Source organism: Bacillus sp. ISL-7, assembly GCF_018613065.1.
This window is the reverse complement of sequence record NZ_JAGGQW010000038.1, coordinates 1-20,672: the sequence shown is the minus strand read 5'-3', so window position 1 is coordinate 20,672 and position 20,672 is coordinate 1. Positions and strand designations below refer to the sequence as shown.

The window sequence follows — 20,672 nt, the reverse complement described above, 5'->3', positions numbered from 1 at the left end:
TAGCTATTTTTTCAGCATACTCTAAAAATTTTCTTCCTTCTTTTGTTTGTGAGACTTGACTGAATGCAATTGCAAGAGTTTTTGCCATAATACTTTTTTTTAGGTTGAAAGAAATACTTATGATTTCTGTCGCTGCTAACGTTCTACCCTTTCCGAAAAATCCATCTGCGAAATCTTGGCTGGAAACATATTTAGGGTTTTCAGCAGGATAAAATAAAGGGTCTCTCTGAAAACTTCCTTTTTCAAGCAATAAATCAATTGTTTGATGATACATTCTTTTCCCATCGTTATCGCACGAGTCGTAAAAAAACCTTAAGTCCTCTCTGACAGAAACAGCTAATGAAGTGGAGTGTCCTAGCAAACCGTGTAAAGTCATAATGTGTAAATAATTTAAGCAAAAAATATCAGTGAACAATCTCGGTTTACCTTTAAAAAGGTCAGATTCAGTAAATCCAATGGGAACTGGAAATTTCTCGTTCTCCAAAAAAGCAACGATTTGTTGCTTTTGCTTTTCGAAAGTCTTGATAGCATCCTCAAAAATGGCTTTTATTGACTCGTCTTCAATAATAGAAATCATATATCTATTTACAATATCAACGGCTGTTCCATTTACATACTCTCCCCACAAAGTTCCTATTTCGGAAGATGTGAGTTTTAATTTATCCTTTTCCATCCTGTCACCTCTTGGATATTATTTACCAATTCATCAAGAGATATGAATTTCAGATTTATAAAAAGATGACCAGTTTTAAGATTAGATGTTTAGAATAATTAGCCGATTTTTCACTTGCGATTTTTCCAAGAATAATTTTAATTTACGCTAAAATTAATTTAAAGATTGTGAAGAAATATTATGTACGAAAGCGTTTTATTGATTGGGCAAAATATTTCTCTGGATTAATAAAATGTATCCATAGCTGACAGTTAGGACTATGGATACATTTCAACAAAAGAAAGAAGGAACCTTGACAATTAGCTTATGCAAGTATGTCGAAAATTATATCTCACTCTCGGAATTAATACTTATAAATGCTGATATATGATCACTTATGGAACTACCAATACAATTGGAGGATACTGCGTCAAAAAACTAAGGTCCAGCTTCAACTAAAGGGGCAGCATTCCTGTAATGACTGAAAATGAGGTTTGAACAAAAATATAACCTCTTGGTAGAATAAGAGTGTCCTGAAGCTGGCCAGCGAAAAGGACAACACTCAAATACCAGGAGGCCTAAAATGAATTATAACCAAAATAAGAAGATTGCTCAAATAACTTCTCAAACACTTATTATAGGTGTCGACATCGCTAAATTCAAGCATGTGGCACGTGCCCAGGACTTTAGAGGAATGGAGTTCGAATCACCATGTTATTTTGAAAACACACAAGAGGGGTTCCACCATTTTCTTAGCTGGATTTCTGAGTTGAAAAGAGAACAAGCCATGGATAAAGTGATAGTTGGGATGGAACCGACTGGCCATTACTGGTTCAACCTGGCTCATATTCTGAAAGAAAATGAGATTAAGTTTGTGGCAGTAAACCCTTTGCACGTTAAGAAAAGCAAGGAACTCGATGATAATTCGCCAACTAAAAACGATGTAAAGGACGCCAAAGTAATAGCTCAGCTGGTCAAAGACGGAAGATACGCCGAACCTACTATCCCACAAGGAGTTTATGCCGAGCTCCGAGTGGCAAAGAAAATTCGCGATCTTTTAACAGATGATCTTCAAACTGTCCAAGGGCAGGTTCACAACTGGATTGATCGGTACTTTCCAGAATTTCTAACGGTCTTTAAAAAGTGTTAAGGCAAGGCAGCATTACAATTTTTAAAACTATATGCTTTACCACATGAGATAGTAAAATTCTCTGAAGAAGAACTGCTTACCCACTTAAGAAAAGCCGTTTCCCGGAGTGTGGGGCTTAATAAGATACGAGAGTTAAAGCAAGCAGCCAGTAAGTCCATTGGACTTCGGCAAGGCTCTGATATGGCTAAACTGGAGCTGAAAACTTTACTAGATAAATATGATTTATTCCAGCTTAAATTCGAAGAATTAGATTCCAAAATAGATATTTTACTTGATGAAATACCAGGTGTACCACAAATGTTGGCTATTAAAGGTGTTGGAAGGGATACGGTTGCCGGTTTCTTTTCGGAAGTAGGTGACCTCAATGATTATACCCATCCCCGACAAATTATTAAGCTAGCTGGCTTAAGTTTAAAAGAAAATACATCCGGTAAGCACAAGGGAAAAACGACGATCACAAAAAGAGGCCGGAAGAAACTGAGGGCTCTGTTGTTCAGGGTATGTATGATTCTCGTTGCAAAAAATTCAGCTTTTAAAGCATTACATGTGTACTATACTATACGTTCTGATAATCCATTAAAGAAGATGCAATCCCTTATTGCCTTGTGTAATAAACTGATCCGTATTTTCTTTAGCATAGGTAAAAAGCGATTTGAATTTAGTGAAGAAAAGATGTTAAAGGATATTCCTCATTTGTCAGTATCAAAGAAGGTAGAAATGGCCGCTTGATTCTGTTTTAGATTAGGTTAAATAGTAGTAGCATTATAGATTTGGGTACATTTGAAGCACGGATTAGTCGGCAAAGCAACTAAATTACGGGCAAAGGACCCTGTGGGGCAGCATGGCTGACATCCACCTCATGGAAAGGTTGGACGAAGGAATTTGAGAGCGAAGACTCTGTGAGGCATGGGAGGGTTGACCTCCATGAGAAATGTGGACATCCACCAGTGCTATCATATTTTGACTCATCCACCAATTTCTGTAAGTGATTGGTTAGTGGGCTATAAGTCTTTTTTCTCAAAGGTTCCAGTTTTATCCTTTCCAGTAATGTTCACCCAACTATTAAGTGATTACCGGAAGGTACACTACTATGAAAATCTAAGAAAAACGGAGAAATCGTGAGATTTTGCTTTCTTTATTGAGGGAGGTTAGTTCAATAAAAAATAAACGCCAATTGAACCCTTTGGCGTTTCCTTTTATTGAAGAATCACTAATTTCTTTGAGCTAGTGTACCTAAGTTTCCTCGGCACGATATATAAATTTTAAAAGCATATATCTCAAAAAAATTCCAATCAGTATTCCGATGGGTAATGACAACATTGGTAACCAAATAGGTCCGAGTAACATTCCGTTTACTTTAAATGTTGCTGAGTAAATAAGCCCTACTGTAACTAAATAGGTGGAAAACACAAACGGAAGAAACGCTAAGGATGCTTTTTTACCGTTTGCATCACTGTAAGCATCCCAAATCGCAAAAAAATAAAGACAAGGATAAAACATCAACCATTGGTAATTCGTTTGTCCAATTGCTTTTTCAATTTCCCCATGAAAACTCAGAATAATTACATCATTAAAGTTGGATTGGACATTGATCAATATTTCTAATCCGATGAAAAGTAATCCCTTAAAAAATTTCTTGTTCAGAATTTGGGCAAACCCAGGTAAAGCAATACTCCAAAGGATTTTTTCAAGCTCATCTTTTGTTATCATTGATATTCACTTCTATCACTTTTCTTTTACTATTTCGTATCTATTTGGAAATGGGGTAGTTCTTCCATTCCTCCATCTAAATTTCCTCCAATTTCTTCATCGAATTTTTCAAGTGAATTTATTTTCCTTATTACAGCATTGAAATTTTCTATCTAAAGGAAAAAATATTATTTTCTTTAATTCATTTAACGAGGTAAAATACGTAAATTTTTTAGGATATTGTATCATTTATAGAGCAAACTAAAGAAGAAAAAATATAGGAGGAATGCAGTTTGCCTGAGAAACCTGCAATAACGTCATCCGAACTTGGAGTTCTATGGCTTACATACCAAGAGAAAACGATGAATTTGCGAATGTTAGAATACTTTATTGAAAAAGCTGACGATGAAAAAGCCAAAAAAATCTTGACTGATGTATACAATGAAATAGACATTTATGTTGGCAAAATAATAAATATTTTTAAAAGTGAAGGGGCTGCAATCCCAGTCGGGTTTTCTTCTGAAGACGTAAATAAAGATGTTCCAAAGCTCTATGATAACGGTTTTGACATCTTGTTTGTACGGTTACTAATGGAAATTAGTATGGGGCTGCATACGCTAAATATAAACATGTCATATCGTGAAGACATTGTCATGCTTTTCAAAGAACTTACCGCCATTACCCAAACGTATTATAATTCTTGCACACAATATTTGATCGAAAAAGGGATGATTGCCCGCTCTCCTTATGTTTCTATGCCCAATTCGGTTGAGTTTGTAAAAGACAAAGACTATTTGGCTGGAATGAATCCACTTATTAAACTTGGTAAAAAGCGAACATTAAACACGGTAGAAGTTGCTTATATTTATCATGGTATTGAATCAAATGTTACTGGTTTACAAATGATTATTGGTTTTGCTCAATGTGCTAAAAGTACAGAAGTAAAGAAATTTTTTGCAAAAGGAGCAGAACTATCCAAAAGTGTTATTAAAGAGATGAGTGAAACATTTCTAGAAGATGGTATTCAAATACCTGCCACGGCAGGGGGACATGCGACACGTTCAACTGTTGCTCCGTTTTCTGATAAGCTCATGATGTATTGTACCAGTATGTTTTGCAGTTTTTCTATGGGGGGCAATGCGGTGGGTACAGCTTTTAGTTTACGGAACGACTTGGCAGCAAAAAATACTGCTTTTACGAAAGATATTTTCGAATATGCCCATGAAGGTGCAAAAATTATGATTAAGAACGGATGGATGGAAGAACCACCTCAAATGGTAGAACGGAAAGCAATAATTAAAAGATAAAAAGTTATGGAAAAGTCACGAATTGCTCATGAACTTCATGCAAATAGTGAGTAAGAACAAGCATTAAGTAGTGCGTATTGCAAATAACATCTGAGTTTCTTCTTCAACTAAAGGGTGCGATGCTTTGACAAGGCATCGCCTATTTTGGTTTGATTAACGAAGCAGATTGTGAAGTGTTGTACTTAAAGTAACGGGTGCTTTAGTTAAAGAAGACCATCAAAATGATGGTCTATTTTTTTATAGCTTAAATCTCAACATTATCGTTTAACAGAGCCATTATAATAAAGCACTTTTGACCACATTTTGACCACCAAAATATTAAACTTCGCATTAAATCATAATTTTGGATTATAGGCTATTTATTTAAATGATTCTTAAATTCGTTTTTTGAATTAACAAAAATATATATTATATGACACTATACGCCATTTTATACTAATCTCCCTTGAAAACTGTTTGAATTTAGTATAAAGTTTATATATACATCACATATTAAACCTGTTTAACATGGTATTAAGAGGTGATTGTATGTGCAATAAGGAGGAAGACATAGAAATGGCAATGGATGTAGCATATACTGAAAAGGAGCTGAAAGAAATGCAAAAGAATGCACGTAAACGAAAAATTCTAGCTCTGGCAAATAAAGCATGTGATCGTAATGATGAAGCTCTAAAAAAGTTGAGTAAGAATTGAAATTTGAATATTTAACTTATGAAGATATAATAGATATACACGATTTAGCGTTAGAACGTTATGGTGGATTACAAGGCTATGACAAGGGTTGTATTGAGGCTAAAGTTGCTATGCCACAAGAGGGATTTGGAGATTTTGAATACTATCCAAGGTTGTTTCAAAAAGCTGCTGTTTATATGTATTTTATTACAATAAATCATTGCTTTAAGGATGGTAATAAAAGATCAGGTTATTTAGCTGCCAGTACATTTTTAAATTTAAACGGATATAGAATTATTGTTGGCAATGAAGAACTATTCAATAAATGTATAGAGATTGCTGATAAAAAATCTCGCCCAATACTTGAAGATGTTGAAATGTGGCTAGAAAAATATTCTGAGATATATGATTATGAAAATGACTTAGATGTATAATGGTTACTTGTTTATCTTTTTATAAAGGGAACAGGTAACCATTTTTATTTTCATAAAAACCCTTTACTATTCGTATAATATAAATTTTACGAATAATTGTATCAAGATCAAATGTTTGGTATAATATACAATATAATCCACTTGGGGTGATCCCTATCACAAATAACATTCTCGAGAAAGCTCAAGAATTCTTAATCAGTAAAATCAATCCCTCCTTTATCATTGTCTTTGGTTCCTTTGCTAATGGTACAACACATAAAGAAAGTGACATTGATATAGCTTTTATAATAAAGAGCGAAATCTTACATCCTATGAAGTTTTTATGTTAGCCCAAGAGCTGGCGGATATTCTCAAAATAGATGTCGACTTAGTCGATTTAAACCATGCATCTACAGTCTTCCAAGCACAAATCTTTTCAACTGGAAAAGTGATTTTCTCCAATGATGAAACATTAAGGATGAATATTGAGATGACAGCTTTAAGTATGTACGCAAAGTTAAATGAAGAACGTAAATTAATTATAGAAAATGTAGATGCAAGCGGGACTATCTATGAAAATGATGTTATTTTAAATAAGATAAGCGTTATTGAGCGCAGCAAAAAAAGAATTCTCTATGTATATGATCAAAACCCAGAAAACTTGAAAGATTATACCAAACAAGACTCCATTATTCTAAATATACAACGTGCCTGTGAAGCCTGTATTGATCTGGCTATGCATATTGTAGCTCAACAACGGCTAGGATTACCACAAACCAGTCGTGATGCTTTTGATATGCTTGAATCCAGTTCAATAATTGATAAGGAAATAGCAAAACGATTAAAGGCGATGGTCGGATTCCGAAATATTGCGGTTCATGATTACCAGACTATTAACGTGAGTATTTTAGAACAAATTGTTGAAAAACATTTAGATGATTTTACTGATTTTACTAAGCAAGTCCTAAAACATTAAGGAAGGCGTCTTTTATGAAATATAAAATTAGAGTGTTTAATAAAAAAACAAACAAAGAAGCAATGAGCATTGATGAAGTTTTCGAATCTATAGAAGCAGCTGAAGCTGAGATTGACCGCCTAAAGGCTTCTCTTTCTCAAGACCTTCAATACGTAAAGGTTCCGGTTAAACAATAAAAGTGAAATAACAACATTTCTGATTTTATTGGTAGATTATTTACCTGAAAGAGTAAGAATTAAATAAAGTACTACATAATATTATTATGTTAACAACAATTCGTAAAAATTGTATTATACGAACATTTGTTCTATAATGAAAGTATAATATATTTTACTGAGGTGTTTTTTATGGCAATTTCCAAACAACATGAAAGGTACGAAAAACAATTAGAAATCTTGCTCAGAGAAATGCCTAGTTACGTGGTGGAATACGTTGATGCTAAACAAGACATCCGCTCCCCCCTTACGCTCTTTAATTACGTTAGAGATTTTCGTGATTTCTTTCATTGGTTAATAAATGAAGGAATTGTAAAGTGTGATCAAATTAAGGATATCCCAACAGATACACTAGCAACTCTTTCTCTGGATGAAGCCAGGAATTATTTTAAGTTTTTGTCGAGGAAAAAATATAAAGTATCACAAACGGATGATGAAACGAAACAAATTGATGCTAAGACAGTAAACCGGCATAAGTCCTCCCTCCGCTCCTTGTTTAAATACCTAACAATCGAAGCGGAAGTAGCAAATAATGAACCCTATTTCCACAGGAATGTTATGCAAAAAATTGAAGTAACCAAAGTAAAACAGACTTTTAATGAGCGAGCTAAACAACTAACTGATAAGATTTTTATTGGAGATAAGGATCTAGAATTCTTAGATTATATAAAGGGTGAATATGAGAGTTCCCTCTCCCCTTCTCAACTTAAATATTTTAAACGTGATAGAGAACGAAATATTAGTATCCTCTCCCTTTTTTTAGGAACTGGAATACGGGTAAATGAATTATCAAATTTAAGGATTAAGGATATTGATTTTTCCTCAAAAGAGATCAGTGTAATACGGAAAGGAAATAAAAAAGATACAGTATCTGTCACCCCTTCAAGCATGCACGACCTGCAAAACTATCTTTCCATTAGAAATGAAAGATATAAAGCTAGAAACGAGGAAAATGAGTTTGTATATGTTAAGTTATACAATAATGAACCTAAACCACTAACTAATCGAGCCATTGAAAACATTGTTTACAAATACACTAAGGCGTTTGACAAAAGGATGTCCCCCCATAAACTGAGGCATACTTATGCTACGAACCTGGCAGAACAAACTAATGGTGATATTCCTTTGATTATGTCCCAACTCGGACATACTTCTTCCGATATTTCTTTGCTTTATATAAATACCACTAGAGAAAAAGCAAGACTTGCTGCGGAATCTCTAGATAAACGTAGAGAGAACCGATGACTAAACTGTAGTTCGGAGGTTCGAAACCTCTCTGGGACGTCAAACAATGAAAACGCCGAGTTTATGCTATTTTACCCGTTGGAACAGGCGGAAGAGAGTATCGCTTGGTCTTCTTTAAATTTACTCATGATCTAGATATTTTTACAGCTCAATATAAAAAGAGTCTTAAGGAATATGAAAACTGATAAAATTGATCCAACAAAATTGGAGTTAATGAAAGTGACAATAAAGTTATTTAATCTTATAACTGAATGAATTTCACAATTCTAATCACTTGTCTCCCAAGCGTTTCAAGGCATGAAAAAAGAGTACCCCCCAAATTCTTGTATAATGTAAGTGACGAAACAAACACAATCAAGAATAGAAAAGAGCTTGACTCCCTATGCCTATTATACGACTCAGAAGCTTGTTTGACATACAGATCGCAATACCTGTTAGCTGCTTAAGCTATAAGGTTTTTTTAAGAAGGTCCATTTTATAGGTCATAGTTCAAGCAGATAGCTCAGTGACTGTTTTATCGTTAAAATTTTTAAACTATAATCCAAGTAATAGATTTTGAATTTAAAAAAGAGACAATCGCCCGAACGATTGTCTCTTTACTATTTTTAAGGATGAATCTTAATGATTTATCCTTATTAATTATTTACATGTACTTTTACACTTTTCTCGATCATGGAAAAGATGTTTTTATGGTTGTTTTTTGCAATTTCTACATAATCACTTGTAACTTTTAGCAAGGCGTTACGACGCTCTCTTACATAGTGTACATAATTCTCACTATTTTCCACAAGGTTATTATCAAATCGATCCATTAGATCGAAAGATAATTTAATTGGAGTTAACGCTAGATTCTCTACACGATCAGATACATCTCGAAATTGGTCTGTAAGCTCTGGAAAATCAATCTGTAAGGCATCATTTTTTTTATAAAGGGCGCTTACACTATCAACGATTTCACTGTTGGTCCTTTTAGATTCTTGATAAAGATTTAAAAAAGAATTTCTAAAGTCTTTATGGTTGCGTGATTTTACCTCTTTTCCTTTATTATATTATCCTTCAAAACAAACCCTCCTTGCTGACCGTTTGGTGGTGTTACTTGAAATATAAACTATACGTTGTCCGGGCGTGTATATAATAGTAGATGTGAATTTAGCACATATTGAAATTAGAAAATTTTTTTGCAGCCACAAGTTGTTCTAGAGCTATAATTTCTATTTTGTCACGATTTTTCTGTGTATTTATTGGGTGTTACTTTCTTAATCTTAAAAGATTTAAAAAAACATCGTAATCTTACATTCTTCGACCTTATTTTTCTTTTCCTTTGTTAATCAAACGTTTGTTTAGTTTTGGAATGAACCCTTGCATATAAAGAAATATTTCATCCTAGCATGTAAAAAGATTGTCACCCGATGTTTGGAGTTTTCTTCTTAATTTTCAAAAATCAGAAAAAAACATTGTAATCTTACATTCTTCGACCTTATTTCTCTTTTCCTTTGTTAATCAAACGTTTGTTTAGTTTTGGAATGAACCCTTGCATATAAAGGAATATTTCATCCTAGCATGTAAAAAGATTGTCACCCGATGTTTGGAGTTTTCTGTTTTTGATAAGTTAGATTTGAGCCACTTTTATATGATTTGATCACATAAAAAATGAGCCACTTAATTTCCAATTCTATAAACCTCTTCTATGATAGAAAGTGACTAAGCTTACTTCATAGCGAGGACGAAAAGGATGATTGAAATGGCTCAATTTCATAATATCAAATTTTTAAAAGAGGTAGAAGGACTTTCACAAAGGCAAATTGCTTCAAAACTTGGTATTTCTCGAAATACTGTAAGTAAATATCTGAAACACAATACAGCACCAACAACAGTTCTTCGAAAAAAAGTGTATGGAACTAAAGAGTATTCACCAGAGACAAAACGAGTTATTCCCATTATCGATCAATGGCTAGAAGATGATCGGAAAAACTGGAAAAAGCAAAAGCATACAGCTATTAAAATTTTTCGTAGATTACAAGATGAATATGATTTTAAGGGTTCTGCCTCTAACATTCGTAAAATCGTAGCCAAACGTAGGCACCAAATTCAAGAAGTGTTTATTCCACTTGATTTTCAACTCGGCCACCAATTCCAATTCGACTGGGGAGAGGCGGATATTATTCTACAGGGTCGAACACAACGAATCTTCCTCTTTTGCGTTCAACTCTCCGCAAGTCGTATGCGGTTTGTTCGAGCGTACCTTCATGAAAAACAGGAAGCATTCCTGGATGGCTTTGTCCATGCGTTTGAGTTTTTAGGAGGCGTTCCCACAGAGGGTCTACTTGATAATTTAAAAACAGCTGTACAAAAAATCCTACAAGGAAGAGATCGGTTAGAACAGGAGTCTTTCATTGGACTCCAGGCACATTACGTGTTTAAAGCTGAATTCTGTAATCCTGCAAGCGGTAACGAAAAAGGGAGAATCGAAGGAACAGTAGGATACATAAGAAGAAATGCCTTGGTACCTATCCCTGAAGTTCAATCCTTAAACGAGTTGAATGACTATCTCTTGAATTGGTGTTTGACCGAGGCCGGAAGGACTCACGTCCCAAATAAATCTGAGACGGTCTTAGAAATGTGGGAAAAAGAGAAAGAATATCTTCATCCCCTTCCTGCGATTAATTTTGAAGCTTGTAAGCTTTTATCATGTAAAGTAAATAAAACTTCCCTAATTACAGTTGAAACCAATCGTTATTCTGTACCAAATAGCTTTGTTGGACAAGCTGTATGGGCAAAAATTTTTGTCGATCGTGTAATCGTAGTGGCTCAAAACGATGTGATCGCTGAACACACTCGTTCATATGAGAGAAATCAAATGATTACAGTTTTGGATCATTATTTAGAAGTATTACTTAAGAAACCACGTGCAATCCGTGACGCTCACGCATTCCAATCCACTGAAATCCCTGAAGTATTCAAGCGATTCCATTTGAAAATGCGCGAACAAGAAGGATCTGTAGGTGATAGAAATTCATTCGACTTCTCCTCCTCCATCGTGATATTGGTATGGATAATTTAACGAAAGCCTTATTGGAAGCAGAGAAATCTCAATTTTTCCGATATGAAAATGTTCACGAAATTATACAAAGACTTACAAACCAGAACATACCAATAAGTACGCTTCCTGCGGATAAAACACCTGTTAATCTTCTTGATTACAAAGTGAAAAAATCCAATATAGAACAGTACGGCCAATTGACAGGAGGCATTAGGGAATGACAACTGAACTACTTTTAGACCACCTTACTAAACAACTACGGATCCCGACTATTGCAGCACAATATCGTTCTCTCGCAAGAGAGGCTGAGGATCGTAACTTGAGCTATGAGGAATTTCTATTGGCTTTATTAGAAGTAGAATCAGAGTCCAGAGAGGAAAATCAAAGACAAAGGAGACTTAAACAAGCTGCTTTTCCTGTCCAGAAAACTCTAGATAACTATGATTTTAGTTTGATGCCAAGTCTAAACAGAAATCGTTTTCTAACTCTATCTAAAGGAGATTTTGTAGAGAAAAAGGAAAACATAATATTTCTAGGTAACAGTGGGACTGGAAAGTCGCATCTGGCAACAGGTCTTGGCATTGAAATGATTAAAAATGGCTATAAGGTTAAGTTTATCTCAGCTGCAGAATTAGTAGAAGAACTCCTATTAGCTAATGAAGAGCACAAGCTAGGTGCAATGGAGAAGAGATGGCTCAAATTTGATTTGATCATTATAGATGAATTATGCAAAGCTTCACATAATTCGTCTTATGGAAAGTCAATTATTATGTAAAGTTAAAATCTAAAGGCCTGATTTTACAAAAGATTTTTAGCATTTAACTTTGCATAATATTTTAATGATAAAGTAGTATCGAACATTTTAAGGAGGGTAAACATGTCCGGTACTACTAATCTTATAGAATTAATTCAGCAGTCAACTCAACATCTAAATGATTTGAACTATTCCGAAGGGACAATACATCGGTATAGACTTGTCTGGAGGCATCTACAGACATATGCAGAAACTAGGGATTACAAAAATTTCTCATTGAATTTGGGAGAGGTCTTCTTGTCAGACTATTATGGTATTAAGCCCGACATGAAGCTTTCAGCTTCACAGGTCTTTAAAGTAAGATGCATTAAGGTTCTAGAAGAATACCGTCAACATAGTTCATTTCAACAATGCCATCAACGTGCAGGGAGACAAGTCCCTAAACAATTTAAGAAAACATTTGAAGAATATTTTCAGCTCCAGGAGGAGCTGCGATTGTCGAATCGTACATTACAGGGTTAATCTGAAACCAGCTAATAGAAGCAACTCAGTTATATGTTCAAAAAAGCAAAGCGAACTATCAAAATTGAACTGTAGAGGTGACAATATTGACTAACTTTATAGAGGGTAAAACAGTAAGAAATGAACATTCTAGTATCCCTTATTTATGGATTCGTCAAGATCAGCAAAGCGATGGACTATGTATTATGCTTCCAGGACTAGGATATACAACACAAGCCCCTCTCTTTTATTATGCAACTGGTGTATTTGTAAATAATAATATGGATGTTCTTCGCATTAACTATGATTATAGAAAAAAAGAATATTTCTCTAAACTTAGTGGTAAAGAACAAGACGATTGGATGTATGAAGATGTAAAAGCTGTAATCCAAGATGTGTTGAAAGAAACACAGTATGAACAATACTATATTGTAAATAAGTCACTTGGTTCTATTCCTATGGCATATGAGCGAACACAAAACGAACTTTTACGATCCTCTTATGGAATCTGGTTAACTCCACTGTTAAAGGATGAAACTGTTTATAACGCTTTGCTAAGCGAAAACCTTCCTGCTCTTTGCATTATAGGAGATAAAGACCCTCATTTTTTTGAAGACCGAATTCAAGCGATAAAGAGCAACAATCAAATACATACGGTTATAATTCCAAATGCTAATCATAGCTTAGAAATCAATGAAGATGTATATACTTCAATACAAATTGTGAATCAAATAATGAACGAAATTCAATCATTCATTAATAAATGTAGAACTCAAAAAATAGCAAAATAGGGAATATAACAACCGATAATCCGAATTATGTAAAATATGCAGATAAAGAAATATGTTATTCTTATTCCGTAATCGGGCACAATTCACAAGTAGTAGTTTGAGTCCGTTATTCCAGAAAAGGGCGCGTTTGTTGAAAAAACAAATGATAATTTGTTACGGTAAACACTTTGGTATTGTAGTAGTAAATGAGGTCATATGTTGTACAAAAAGGATAGATGTAAGCAGGTATACTCCCCTGTTCATCTACCCTTCCTTTTTACCCTACATGATGTGTGACATTATAATAAATTGTTTAGTTATAGGGTTTTATTATTATTTACTTGACCTTTAATAAAAAAACATATCCAAAGGCAAAACATCGCGACTTTTATTCAAAACTTTGCGTCTTTTTTATAAACATCGTGACTTTATTTCAAATCAACAGTTGACAGCTCTGAATTGGCGCTGTTTTTAAAAGAAACCTTGCCTTTTTACGGGAGGATTCTGTCTAATTTTGGATAATCAACACTCGTGATATTTTATTAACATTAAATTTTTTTAGTTATTTATAGTAAATATATACCATTTTATGGATTTTATGTTGATTAGATTCCATTATTGAAGTATGATAGTATAAAGTTTTCCTTCATGCAACATTTTAATATTAGGTGAAAATATTTGTCTATAGCAAAGTCGAAACTCTATTCAAACTAACTATATTTTAAGGTACAGTCAATGAATTCATGCTTCTTTTATTTATTGTGTTCCCCTATTATTTATATAAAAAAGAATGAGAAGCAGCCTGGGACTGTTTCTCATTCTTTTTTTGATGAGTGCAACTTTTATTTCATTTGCATTTCTGCAATCATGTCTTCTAAACGTTCTTTTTGTGCTACCAACTCTTCTACAGAAGATTGATATGAACTAGCTCCTTGTGCTCCTCTGAATGGTTGATTAGGTTGGACAAGGCGTTGCAGTTGACCTCCGTTTTGCTCATACAAACGGTAGCCTACTGCTCCTACAACTGTTCCTGATACAAAACCCATTAAAAAATCTCGATTAATCATTGTATTATTCCCCCATTTTGTTAGTTATATATCAATTCATACAGCTATGTATGAATAAATATCTAGGTTATCTGTTGAAATCTTTGTATTTGAAACTTTCTTGTTTCATGTAAGAGCTCTAATACGTTTACAATCCATGTAATCATTGCTACATAGAGCATATTAGAAGACCCTAGAGATAGTAGACTTAATATACCTGTCAATACATCTGGATGTCTGATTTTATTTATCGTTCCATGAGAAAGTACGGTGTAACCGGTAGCAGCAACTGCTCCATAGACCAAAATATCAGGCTTGTGAAAAGAAGACTTTCTTATGCCTGCTAACAATAATAATCCACCAGAAAATAATGCACGCAACCAGTCACTTCGGGTTGCTGGATGCATATGAATCATAATATCATCCAATGGATCTAATCTTGTTTGTTGAAAAAATATTGACACATATAGACAAATGATATTACGAGAGATAGTTAATGATTCATATTCAATCAGCATTGTATGAATAAGTGGCTGTATTCTGACAAATGATACTCCTTTAAGAGAAGAGAATAGTTGTTCAATTTCCTTAAAATTCATCCTGTCTCGTAAGGATGGAATCTGTAATCGAAGACGACCAGGAATATCATGCAGAATATAGAATTTGGGATTCATTCGATTCACTTCCTACCCATAAGATACGTGCACTATTGAATACTACACCGATTGTTGCTGCATTATGAATGGCTGCCCCAACAATTGGGGAGAAGATACCTAGAGCACCAAATATGATAGCTATTCCATTGATCACAAACGTTGCGATAAAGTTCTGTTTAATAATGTTCATTGTTTTCTTAGAAAGTCCTACTAACTCAGAAAGCATTTGTGGATTATCCGATGTAACAATAATGTCACTGGCTTCTGATGCAATATCTGTTCGTTTTGCTCCCATCGTAACTCCTATATTAGCATGAGCCAGTGCTGGTGCATCATTTACTCCATCGCCTACCATCATAACCGAACCTCTTCTTCCATACCTTTTTACATAGTTAGCTTTTTCTTCTGGAAGAGCCTCAGCATGATACCAATTTAACTGAAGGAGTCGAGATATTTCTTTTGCTACTGTTCGCTTATCTCCTGTCAGCATGATGATGTCATCAATGCCTTGCTTACGTAGATGGCGAACTGCACGGTGCATACCGGAACGAATTTTATCAAAAATACTCACTACACCTACTAATGTCTGATCATAGGCTACGTAAATCACATTTTCGTCTTTCTCTACCTTATGTAGAAATTCATTCATTTTGATTTTTAACTCATTCATAAAACGAAGACTTCCTACTACAATCTGTTTGCCATCTAAAAATGTAGAAATTCCTTTCCCAACCACTGTATGAACCTTTGCATCATTATCCCGTATCGGAACTTGAATGTTCCATTCATTCGCTTGTTTGACAATAGCGTCTGCAATAGGATGTGAAGAATTTTTTTCTGCTATAGCAGCGAGACGAATGACATCTTCTCTTTGATATCCTTCAGATGCAATAACATGTTGGACTACGGGCATTCCTTCTGTAATCGTACCAGTTTTATCTAGGATAACTGTATTTATTTTGGCCATTTCCTCAATGTAATGACTTCCTTTTACAATAGCTCCTTCTTTCGCAGCTCTCCCAATAGACGCATAAAGTGCTGTAGCTGTAGACAATTTAATTCCACAGATAAAGTCAATAACGAGCATATTCATCGCTCGACTTACATTATGTGTTAATAAAAATGTCAATAAAGCTAAACCAAATGAAACAGGTACCATTTTTTCAGCTAGAGAATCTGCAATGTTTTGAATTGGCGCCTTCTTTTCTTGTGCTTCTTCTAATAGTTTCACAATCCGAGAAAGTGCGGTATCTTCTCCTACCTTCTCTACCATTACCTTAACATGACCACTTTGGAGAACACTACCTGCATAAACATAATCGTTTTCTTTCAATTCCTTTGGCATATATTCACCTGTAATAGATGACTCATCGACTGTACCGTGTCCATCAATTACAATTCCATCAATAGGTATTTTTTCTCCAGTAAAGACAACTACCCGGTCACCTACTTGTACCTCTTGTAATAAAACTTTTTCTTCAATTTCTTGCGCATTTACTTTCCAAGCGTATGGAGTATCTAGTTCTAAAACAGAATGAATATACTGTTTTGTTTGTTGAGATGTATACTCTGTCAGTAATTCACTAATAGTTGACATGATGGTAATAACCAAGGCAGAACCAGGGTTTCCTATATATAGGGAAGCAAAGATAGAAGCTGCAGTTAACGTATTGGCATTTGCTTTTTTCTCTTTAAACAAATGGAAAAATCCATCTTTTATGACTCCCGATGATGTTACAATAGCTGTTACCATCGCTCCCCAATGAAAAGCAGTTTTCCAAGCGAACGACAGAGGAATTTTCTGTACATACCAGTTTGCAACAAACATAGCCGTACAAGCAACGATGGGAGCCATTTGTGTCCATGTAAAAGGCAACCATTGCTTCTTAGGCTGTTGTTTTAAAGAAGATAAGGCAAATTTCTTTAGGTTCTGTGAAGAGGTTGTGAAGTCATGATAAACTAGAACGCTTCCTGTTAGCTTTGTATAAATAGCTGAATATACGCCTGGAAAAGAGCGAAAGTAACATTCAATAAGACTATGATTTTTAACTCCTGATAAGTGAAATCGTGTTCTACCAGGTAAAGAATGTGAAATTCGCAATCCATTTATCATCCAATATGTCACTCCCCTTTATTCTTAATAATGGTATATGACCAATATAGTAAACTCGCTGAAAATGCAGGAGCAATACCAAAGGATTGGATGCCTTTACCTAACAAAAATAAAACAAAGAGACTGTCAAAATCAGCAAATCCATTGGTTTGCTTTTTTATGCCTTTGTCTACAAAATCTAATGTATTCTTCATACCACTTATCATCACAGCACTTTTATGTAAGATAGCATCTGATGCAATTTGTACAATGTTGGTCATCACTTCATCCAGTTCATCTTGACTAATATGAGGCACAACAAATTGAATAATAAGGCTTCCGGTTATGGCCGATGCTTTGGATGTTAGTATAAGAGGATGATTCTGTACGTGTTTACTTAAAGCTTCTGCTACAATAGGATGTTTCCAAGTATCGCATTGTAAACGTATCCTACCAGGCATAGCATGTAGTATTTTTATTTTTTGATCTCGGAACTGGGACATAATTTTAGGTGCTATTAAAGAAGCTCCAATTCCTACAATAGTAGGTATCACTGTTCAACTCTCCTTATGGTGAATTCTTTCTGATAAACTTCATCTACTATATAAAACCATGATTCTAGTTCCCTCACATCGGTTACATAGGAGGCATCATATTTAATAAGTAAGCTACCTGTTGATTCTGTAAACTGTACATCATACACTAAAATCTGCTCTTTCAATTTTGCTATAATTTTATTTATTAATAAGACGTTCTGTTTCCATATAGGGGATTGGAGGCGAATACGTCCAGGGATAAAATGCATAAGCTTAATATCATATTTACCTAGCTTTCTTTCCACATGTTTAAGCATTATTTTTTCTGTTATTTTACCAATCATGTTAAATACCACCAACTTAATTCAATATTTTACCAATATAAATTCTCTAAGACAATAAGTTATTAAAGATATTGTAAACCATTTTATTATAAATATTTATTCTTAATAAATACCCTTGTTCCAACTGCCCTTTAATTGAGCTACTAATATTTTCTATTTTTGTAACCACAAACCCTTCATTATTCCGTTAAAAAGAGGCTTTCCTTGTTCTGGAAAAGCGCCCTATTATGGAAGATCATTTATGTTTCTTAATGAAGGTAAGCACTCCGTTAGTTGAATAAATGACCTGAAATTATCTCTTTTCAAAAGCTATTTTTATTCCTAGGGTTATCAACATAAATCCTGTTAATCGTTGAAATGCAGAAAGAAATGATCGTTTATTGAACCATCCTCGAATGTAATTAATCAAATTAACATAGAAAAATAACCATATTAATGTTATTAAAACTGGTGTTATTCCTATGATAATCATCTGTAATAAAGTGTTCTCGCCAGGTACGATAAATTGAGGTAAAAATGACATAAAGAAAATAATGGCTTTAGGGTTTAGTACATTCGAGAACATTCCTTGCAAGAAATAGGAACCTTTGGGTGTTTTCTCCGAAGTGTTGGTGTCCGAGGTTAAGTTGAACTTCTTTGAAAAAAGTGTAAATATCCCCATCAGAATAAGAAACGCAGCTCCCGCATATTTAATCATTGTAAAAAGTAAAACAGAGTTAGCAATAATAGCAGATAAACCAAGAACCGCAATTGCTATATGAATTGTAATCCCTGCACAAACACCACCAACAGTTTTAAAACCTACTCCTTTTCCCCTTACGAGTGTATTTTTAGTGACTAATACTGTATCAGCACCAGGGGTAAGTACAATCAATAAGGTTGTTATTACAAATAAATAATAGTGATGCATATTAACCCTCTCCCTCCATTAAATTTAATTATCATAATATTACCGCAAAAGGTAGTTGTTTAATTAATCTGACCGTTAGTGAAACAAGAAAAAGAGCTACCTCAACAACTCCTTTGGTCAATTTTTGCACTCATTAATTGAAGATGAGAAGAAATATTTCATATTAATCGAATGTTGCTATCACTTTATTTAATTGATTTAATGCTTGTGGTTCAATTTTTAAGGTGAATGTTGGTTGTCCAGTTCCTCCGTAAACAAAATCATAGTTGAAAAGTCCTTTGTCTAGCACACACGGTAAATCAAGTCCGACCATACGAACACTTCCTACCTCAAAACCTGTTACTTTTTGAACTTCCTTTGGAGATGCTAATTTTACTTTTGTACACCCTATAATTTCAGCTATTTTCTCGAACTCAAGTCTGTCACGATTTCCAGATACAATAAAACCAAAGAATCCTTTATCGGCTTTTAGTATCAATGTAGGTGCTGTTTGCCCAACCTCAATTCCAAAATATCCTTTCCCATCTTCTCTAGAAAGTATTGGTTTTTCATGCTCAATTATTTCATATTTAAATTTGCATTTTTCTAAAACTTCTTGCAAAGCATTCATAAAAAACACCTCCAATATTGACATTAATATACCATTATTTGGATTCGATATAAAGGAATTTATTCCACTAACCTGTCCCGTGAAATCATTCACAATCTCCACTCTATATTTCAACATAAGTATCCAATTTTACTGAAAACGTTCCTTAACAATCTGGCCCTTATCATGAAGAAAGACGCTTTCCTTATTTCAGAAAAGCGCCCGATTGCGGAAGATCAAGATAATCATTACCATACCTCTTCAAGAGTATCCCTGAATAGAAAGTCTAATTTCGAAGTAAAGTTTGGTAAATCGATATTAAGTGTATTAGTGTATTCCCGTAAACGTGTAATTTCTTCATTTAGAAAATTGTTTTCTAGACAAAGCTATTCGCTGTTTTCGCAGTGTCAAGACATCACTACATTGAATACGTTGAATACATTTGTTACTGAGTTAAGATATCAAGTATTCAAAGTAAGTTTTCACTCAATTTTTCGTTTTTGAATACTTTAAATACTCCTGATTTTCATAGTTAAGATAAATGCGGATTTTATACGCTAAGCCTACTTGTTACAAAACAAAGCCGGATTCCTGTACGCTAAGAAAGGAATATCCGACTTTGCCAGCATTATCAATGACTGGCTCCGCCCATCGAGGCTATCATGCTCACCTCTCCATTCACATAAGTTAGAAGATACAGAATATATGAGCAGCGGCTATCAAAATAATTTCAATAATAGTTTAATTACTGTAACAATAATTAAAATACAAAACAAAAAATCTTAATCCCTATAATTGGAGGAATTAAGACTTTTATTTCATTATATACATTGGCAATAGTTTCTTAGAAAATTTCTGATAGCTTTTCATTCCCCTGATCAATATATAATTCTTGGACCTTAACATGTGACGGCAGCAGCGGATGATTGCGTATGATGTTGACAGTTTTTTGTACGCCATCCGTTAAAGTTTTGCCTCCCTGTAGCCATACACTTACCGTACCCTCAGGAAATTCCGGCATGCAATTTTTAAAAAGATAATCTAATGTTTGAATCTTGTCCTGTAATTCTTTGTTTTTATATATTTCGTTCAATATATCCCCAGTATTCTTTTGA

Annotated in this window: 21 protein-coding genes and 4 pseudogenes; 14 read left to right on the top strand and 11 right to left on the bottom strand. The window is 34.2% G+C overall.

The features are described 5' to 3' along the window. A partial coding sequence (locus tag J7E66_RS15315) for a DUF3231 family protein (protein ID WP_215001414.1) occupies positions 1-673 on the bottom strand: 673 nt, incomplete at its 3' end. A 562-nt stretch (positions 674-1,235) separates the two neighbouring features. Between J7E66_RS15315 and J7E66_RS15310 the strand changes: the two are divergent. Both J7E66_RS15310 and J7E66_RS15305 read left to right on the top strand, forming a co-directional pair. After that, positions 1,236-2,531, top strand: a pseudogene (locus J7E66_RS15310) (IS110 family RNA-guided transposase). Positions 2,532-2,726: 195 nt separating this feature from the next. Then, positions 2,727-2,924, top strand: a complete 198-nt coding sequence (locus J7E66_RS15305; protein WP_215001413.1) for a hypothetical protein — start codon at positions 2,727-2,729, stop codon at positions 2,922-2,924. A 111-nt stretch (positions 2,925-3,035) separates the two neighbouring features. Here the strand turns inward: J7E66_RS15305 and J7E66_RS15300 are convergent, their stop codons facing one another. Continuing rightward, positions 3,036-3,512, bottom strand: a complete 477-nt coding sequence (locus tag J7E66_RS15300) for a hypothetical protein (RefSeq protein WP_215001411.1) — start codon at positions 3,510-3,512, stop codon at positions 3,036-3,038. A 272-nt stretch (positions 3,513-3,784) separates the two neighbouring features. Here J7E66_RS15300 and J7E66_RS15295 point away from each other — a divergent pair, with 272 nt between their 5' ends. The 7 genes and pseudogenes from J7E66_RS15295 to xerS all read left to right on the top strand — a co-directional run bounded on the left by J7E66_RS15295 (position 3,785) and on the right by xerS (position 8,319). Next, positions 3,785-4,798 (top strand): DUF3231 family protein, encoded by a 1,014-nt coding sequence (locus tag J7E66_RS15295; RefSeq protein ID WP_215001409.1) that lies wholly within the window; start codon positions 3,785-3,787, stop codon positions 4,796-4,798. A gap of 528 nt (positions 4,799-5,326) precedes the next feature. Continuing rightward, entirely contained in the window at positions 5,327-5,491 is a 165-nt protein-coding gene (locus tag J7E66_RS15290) for a hypothetical protein (protein WP_215001407.1), read from the top strand. Continuing rightward, the gene (locus J7E66_RS15285) at positions 5,488-5,904 is read left to right on the top strand and encodes a type II toxin-antitoxin system death-on-curing family toxin (protein ID WP_214713498.1); all 417 of its coding nucleotides are present in this window, start codon (positions 5,488-5,490) and stop codon (positions 5,902-5,904) included. Before J7E66_RS15290 ends, J7E66_RS15285 begins: the two co-directional genes overlap by 4 nt. Before the next feature lie 155 nt (positions 5,905-6,059). Continuing rightward, positions 6,060-6,460 (top strand): annotated as a pseudogene (mntA, locus tag J7E66_RS31790) (type VII toxin-antitoxin system MntA family adenylyltransferase antitoxin); the annotation flags it as partial. Continuing rightward, positions 6,452-6,859: a type VII toxin-antitoxin system HepT family RNase toxin gene (gene hepT / locus J7E66_RS31785; protein WP_308162512.1), complete on the top strand. Its 408-nt coding sequence runs from the start codon at positions 6,452-6,454 to the stop codon at positions 6,857-6,859. The pseudogene mntA and the gene hepT, both read left to right, overlap by 9 nt. 14 nt (positions 6,860-6,873) lie before the next feature. Further along, positions 6,874-7,035, top strand: coding sequence for a hypothetical protein (locus J7E66_RS15275; RefSeq protein WP_214713497.1), 162 nt, complete (start codon positions 6,874-6,876; stop codon positions 7,033-7,035). Between the two features lie 171 nt (positions 7,036-7,206). Then, positions 7,207-8,319 (top strand): tyrosine recombinase XerS, encoded by a 1,113-nt coding sequence (xerS, locus tag J7E66_RS15270; protein ID WP_215001405.1) that lies wholly within the window; start codon positions 7,207-7,209, stop codon positions 8,317-8,319. A gap of 635 nt (positions 8,320-8,954) precedes the next feature. Here xerS and J7E66_RS32880 read toward each other — a convergent pair. Continuing rightward, a pseudogene (locus J7E66_RS32880) lies at positions 8,955-9,323 on the bottom strand (hypothetical protein); the annotation flags it as partial. Between the two features lie 737 nt (positions 9,324-10,060). Here J7E66_RS32880 and istA point away from each other — a divergent pair. From istA to J7E66_RS15245, 5 genes are all read left to right on the top strand, one after another. Beyond that, a complete protein-coding gene (gene istA / locus J7E66_RS15260; protein WP_251032941.1) occupies positions 10,061-11,380 on the top strand; it encodes an IS21 family transposase in 1,320 nt (439 codons plus the stop codon). Next, positions 11,368-11,580 carry a hypothetical protein gene (locus tag J7E66_RS31780; protein WP_251032940.1) on the top strand — a complete coding sequence of 71 codons (213 nt, stop codon included), beginning with the start codon at positions 11,368-11,370 and terminating at the stop codon, positions 11,578-11,580. Before istA ends, J7E66_RS31780 begins: the two co-directional genes overlap by 13 nt. Further along, positions 11,577-12,134, top strand: a complete 558-nt coding sequence (locus J7E66_RS15255; protein WP_251032939.1) for an ATP-binding protein — start codon at positions 11,577-11,579, stop codon at positions 12,132-12,134. The genes J7E66_RS31780 and J7E66_RS15255 overlap by 4 nt, the downstream gene beginning before the upstream one ends. Positions 12,135-12,410: 276 nt before the next feature. Beyond that, positions 12,411-12,635 (top strand): hypothetical protein, encoded by a 225-nt coding sequence (locus J7E66_RS15250; protein WP_215001397.1) that lies wholly within the window; start codon positions 12,411-12,413, stop codon positions 12,633-12,635. 86 nt (positions 12,636-12,721) lie between these two features. Next, the gene (locus J7E66_RS15245) at positions 12,722-13,405 is read left to right on the top strand and encodes an alpha/beta family hydrolase (RefSeq protein ID WP_215001395.1); all 684 of its coding nucleotides are present in this window, start codon (positions 12,722-12,724) and stop codon (positions 13,403-13,405) included. Positions 13,406-14,226: 821 nt separating this feature from the next. Here the strand turns inward: J7E66_RS15245 and J7E66_RS15240 are convergent. The 8 genes and pseudogenes from J7E66_RS15240 to J7E66_RS15205 form a co-directional block, all read right to left on the bottom strand. Next, positions 14,227-14,451, bottom strand: coding sequence for a hypothetical protein (locus J7E66_RS15240; protein ID WP_215001393.1), 225 nt, complete (start codon positions 14,449-14,451; stop codon positions 14,227-14,229). 62 nt (positions 14,452-14,513) lie between these two features. After that, positions 14,514-15,104 (bottom strand): HMA2 domain-containing protein, encoded by a 591-nt coding sequence (locus tag J7E66_RS15235; RefSeq protein ID WP_215001391.1) that lies wholly within the window; start codon positions 15,102-15,104, stop codon positions 14,514-14,516. After that, complete coding sequence (locus tag J7E66_RS15230) at positions 15,076-17,199, bottom strand: heavy metal translocating P-type ATPase (RefSeq protein ID WP_215001389.1); 2,124 nt, start codon at positions 17,197-17,199, stop codon at positions 15,076-15,078. Before J7E66_RS15230 ends, J7E66_RS15235 begins: the two co-directional genes overlap by 29 nt. 8 nt (positions 17,200-17,207) lie before the next feature. Further along, positions 17,208-17,732 carry an HMA2 domain-containing protein gene (locus J7E66_RS15225; RefSeq protein ID WP_215001387.1) on the bottom strand — a complete coding sequence of 175 codons (525 nt, stop codon included), beginning with the start codon at positions 17,730-17,732 and terminating at the stop codon, positions 17,208-17,210. Then, entirely contained in the window at positions 17,729-18,058 is a 330-nt protein-coding gene (locus J7E66_RS15220; protein WP_214713095.1) for an HMA2 domain-containing protein, read from the bottom strand. Before J7E66_RS15220 ends, J7E66_RS15225 begins: the two co-directional genes overlap by 4 nt. Before the next feature lie 292 nt (positions 18,059-18,350). Next, complete coding sequence (locus J7E66_RS15215; protein ID WP_215001385.1) at positions 18,351-18,968, bottom strand: LysE family translocator; 618 nt, start codon at positions 18,966-18,968, stop codon at positions 18,351-18,353. Positions 18,969-19,131: 163 nt separating this feature from the next. After that, entirely contained in the window at positions 19,132-19,578 is a 447-nt protein-coding gene (locus J7E66_RS15210) for an aminoacyl-tRNA deacylase (protein ID WP_215001383.1), read from the bottom strand. 823 nt (positions 19,579-20,401) lie between these two features. Next, positions 20,402-20,672, bottom strand: a pseudogene (locus J7E66_RS15205) (carbonic anhydrase); the annotation flags it as partial.

Coding starts and splice junctions, on each gene's coding strand:
- J7E66_RS15215 (WP_215001385.1), bottom strand. CDS start 18,968: ATGCATCACTATTATTTATTTGTAATAACAACCTTATTGATTGTACTT.
- J7E66_RS15305 (WP_215001413.1), top strand. CDS start 2,727: ATGAGAAATGTGGACATCCACCAGTGCTATCATATTTTGACTCATCCA.
- J7E66_RS15235 (WP_215001391.1), bottom strand. CDS start 15,104: ATGAATCCCAAATTCTATATTCTGCATGATATTCCTGGTCGTCTTCGA.
- J7E66_RS15210 (WP_215001383.1), bottom strand. CDS start 19,578: ATGAATGCTTTGCAAGAAGTTTTAGAAAAATGCAAATTTAAATATGAA.
- J7E66_RS15220 (WP_214713095.1), bottom strand. CDS start 18,058: ATGATTGGTAAAATAACAGAAAAAATAATGCTTAAACATGTGGAAAGA.
- J7E66_RS15275 (WP_214713497.1), top strand. CDS start 6,874: ATGAAATATAAAATTAGAGTGTTTAATAAAAAAACAAACAAAGAAGCA.
- J7E66_RS15255 (WP_251032939.1), top strand. CDS start 11,577: ATGACAACTGAACTACTTTTAGACCACCTTACTAAACAACTACGGATC.
- J7E66_RS15240 (WP_215001393.1), bottom strand. CDS start 14,451: ATGATTAATCGAGATTTTTTAATGGGTTTTGTATCAGGAACAGTTGTA.
- J7E66_RS15290 (WP_215001407.1), top strand. CDS start 5,327: ATGTGCAATAAGGAGGAAGACATAGAAATGGCAATGGATGTAGCATAT.
- J7E66_RS31780 (WP_251032940.1), top strand. CDS start 11,368: ATGGATAATTTAACGAAAGCCTTATTGGAAGCAGAGAAATCTCAATTT.
- J7E66_RS15300 (WP_215001411.1), bottom strand. CDS start 3,512: ATGATAACAAAAGATGAGCTTGAAAAAATCCTTTGGAGTATTGCTTTA.
- J7E66_RS15230 (WP_215001389.1), bottom strand. CDS start 17,199: ATGATAAATGGATTGCGAATTTCACATTCTTTACCTGGTAGAACACGA.
- istA (WP_251032941.1), top strand. CDS start 10,061: ATGGCTCAATTTCATAATATCAAATTTTTAAAAGAGGTAGAAGGACTT.
- xerS (WP_215001405.1), top strand. CDS start 7,207: ATGGCAATTTCCAAACAACATGAAAGGTACGAAAAACAATTAGAAATC.